The organism is Bradyrhizobium sp. PRIMUS42 (assembly GCF_023006515.1).
Classification (GTDB): Bacteria; Pseudomonadota; Alphaproteobacteria; order Rhizobiales; family Xanthobacteraceae; genus Bradyrhizobium.
The window spans coordinates 1-2,500 of the sequence record NZ_JALBGZ010000838.1 but is presented as its reverse complement, the minus strand read 5'-3'; the positions used below and the strand labels follow the sequence as shown (position 1 = coordinate 2,500).

The window sequence follows — 2,500 nt, the reverse complement described above, 5'->3', positions numbered from 1 at the left end:
AGCCGCCCGGCTCCCACCATTGCGCCGCGAAAATCCTATTTCGGCCTGCCGACCGCCTGCGCCGCCATGGGCGCGCTGGTGCTGGGGCTGGTGATCTGGCGCGGCGACATGGTGCGGCTGCTGCCGCAGACGGCGGCGTTCTACAAAATGGTAGGGCTCGAGGTGAACCTGCGCGGCCTCGCCTTCAAGGACGTGAGGCTCTCCAGCGAGACCGTGGACGGTAAGCAGGTGTTGGTGATCGAGGGCGTGATCGTCGGCGAGGGCAAGAAGCCGCTCGACATCCCGCGGCTGCGCTTTGCCGTGCGCGACGCGCAGGGCGCGGAGATCTATGCCTGGAATACGGTGCTGGAGCAGACCGTGCTGCGGCCCGGCGAGCGCGCCTTCTTCCGCTCTCGCCTCGCCTCGCCGCCACCCGAGGGCCGCAATATCGACGTTCGCTTCTTCAACCGGCGCGACATTGCCGGCGGCAGCGTATAATCAGCTTGCAGAGTCCTGCACGGGAAGGTTCGTCCCAGAGGTTGATCTGATGCCGAAAATCCTGATCGCCGACGACGAGGATTCGATGCGCACGCTGGTGGCGCGCGCCATCGCCATGGACGGCCACGAGACCGTCACCGCGCAGGACGGCGCCGAGGCGCTGGAGATACTGACCCGCGAGGACGGCGCCTTCGACCTGCTGCTCACCGACATCCAGATGCCCATCATGGACGGCATCGCGCTGGCGCTCTCCGCCGCGCGCGATTTCCCCGATCTGACCATCCTGCTGATGACCGGCTTTGCAGACCAGCGCGAGCGCGCCTCGAACCTGAATGCGCTCGTGCACGACGTCGTGACAAAACCGTTCTCGGTCGCCGACATCCGCACGGCGGTGGCGGACGCACTCGCGGCGAAGAAGGGGTAGCGGGCGGACTGAGCTCGCAGTTCGTAGCCCGCATGAGCGCAGCGACATGCGGGACGCGCGGCCCCGGATATCGCTGCGCTCATCCGGGCTACGAGAGGCTCAAAAATCCTTCAGCAGCCGCTCGATATAATCGAGCTCGATCTGCGGGCGCGAGCTGTCGCCGAGGCGGCGGCGGAGTTCTTCGAGGATGCGGCGGACACGCTGGGCGTCGATCTCGCCGGGGATCTTGACGGAGTAGTCGTCGCTGAGATCGCGACCGTGAAGCGGGCGGCCCAGCGGATCGGTCTGATTGCCGCCGCTCTGCTGACGACCGGCCCGATTGCCGGGACCATCGCCCTGCCCGTCACCATCGCCCTGCTGCATCGCCTCGGCCATCTTCTGCGCGCCCTTGCGCATCGCATCGAGTGCCTTGCCCTGTGAATCCACGGCACCGTCGGCATTGCCCTCGCCGAGCTTTGAACCGGCATCACCCATGGCGCCGTCCGCGGTGTCGAGGCTGCCATCGTCATCGCCGTCGTCGCCGTCCTGATCGCCGTTCTGGCCTTGGTCGCCCTGCTGGCCTTTCTGTCCCTGTTGACCCTGCTGTCCCTTCTGACCCTTTTGTCCCTTCTGCGCGAGGCCGCGCTTGGCGAGCTCGTCCTGCAGCTTCTTCAGGCGGTCGCGCAGCGACTGCTGATCCTGCTGGAGGTCCGACATCGACTGGTCGCCCTGCTTGCCGCGCGAGCGGTCCCGCCGGGAGTCCTGGCCCTGCTTGAAAGTCTTGTCGCGCAATTGCTGCTGCTTGCGGATCATGTCGCTGAGCTCGTTCAGCGCCTGCTCCATCTCGCTCTCGCCGGATTGCCCGGGCTGCGCCATCTGCAGATTTTCCATGATCTGCGCGAGCTGCTCGAGCATGCGCTGCGCGGCCTCTTTATTGCCCTCGCGCGCCGCCTTCTCGATCTGCCGCAAAAGATCGTCCAGATCCCGCTGCGTGATGACGGAACGATCGCGACTGGAAGATTGGCTTCTCTCCGTGGCGCGCTTGTATTCCTCGAGCTTCTGAATGGCGTCGGATTGGTTGTTCAGGCTCTTCCCGGACTCCTTCTGCCTGAGGCTGTCGCCGGAATCCTGCATCGCCTTTTCCGCGCTGTCGAGCAGCGCATCGGGATCCTGATGCTGCTGGGCCGCGACCGGGGATACGCCTCCCAAGAGGACGGCGAGACAGGCGATCGACATCGCCTTCAAGACTGGCACGCGTGCTAGCTTCCGCATTTCCGGTCCCGCGTAAACTGGTTGGTCTTGTCGTCCCCCGCCTTGTTGGCACGGCTGTTCGCCGACTTCCGATAGGCTTGAAGCTGCTCGCGCAAGACGTCCTGCTGCTGCGCCAGCTCTGCGAGCTGCTCGGGCGTCGCATGCTGGGTCTTCTGCCGCAGCTCGATCGCCTTGTCGAGGATGAGCTGGACCTCCGCGGGGAACGGCTGCCGGGCCCCGAGCGGATTCTGTTCGGCGCGCCGGGCGAGATCGCGCACCTTGCCGGCCATGGCCTCACGAAGCTTCTGCGTCAGCACCCTGAGCTCGTCCTCGCTGGCACCGCGCTCCAGGGCCGCCTTGAGCGCGTCC

4 protein-coding genes are annotated in these 2,500 nt (G+C 66.1%); 2 read left to right on the top strand and 2 right to left on the bottom strand.

The genetic code is table 11. The features are described from left to right. Together MOV75_RS34455 and MOV75_RS34450 are read left to right on the top strand one after the other, a co-directional pair. Positions 1-477, top strand: a 477-nt coding sequence (locus MOV75_RS34455) for an FxLYD domain-containing protein (RefSeq protein ID WP_247007571.1), incomplete at its 5' end; no start/stop codon positions are given. A 49-nt stretch (positions 478-526) separates the two neighbouring features. Further along, positions 527-901, top strand: a complete 375-nt coding sequence (locus MOV75_RS34450) for a response regulator (RefSeq protein ID WP_028139933.1) — start codon at positions 527-529, stop codon at positions 899-901. A gap of 99 nt (positions 902-1,000) precedes the next feature. Here MOV75_RS34450 and MOV75_RS34445 read toward each other — a convergent pair whose 3' ends face one another. After that, positions 1,001-2,152: a DUF4175 family protein gene (locus MOV75_RS34445; RefSeq protein ID WP_247007570.1), complete on the bottom strand. Its 1,152-nt coding sequence runs from the start codon at positions 2,150-2,152 to the stop codon at positions 1,001-1,003. Continuing rightward, the coding region (locus tag MOV75_RS34440; RefSeq protein ID WP_247007569.1) for a DUF4175 family protein at positions 2,140-2,500 on the bottom strand (361 nt) is incomplete at its 5' end. The genes MOV75_RS34445 and MOV75_RS34440, both read right to left, overlap by 13 nt.

Excerpts from the sequence above, each read along its gene's own strand:
- MOV75_RS34450 (WP_028139933.1), top strand. The coding sequence starts at position 527 with ATGCCGAAAATCCTGATCGCCGACGACGAGGATTCGATGCGCACGCTG.
- MOV75_RS34445 (WP_247007570.1), bottom strand. The coding sequence starts at position 2,152 with ATGCGGAAGCTAGCACGCGTGCCAGTCTTGAAGGCGATGTCGATCGCC.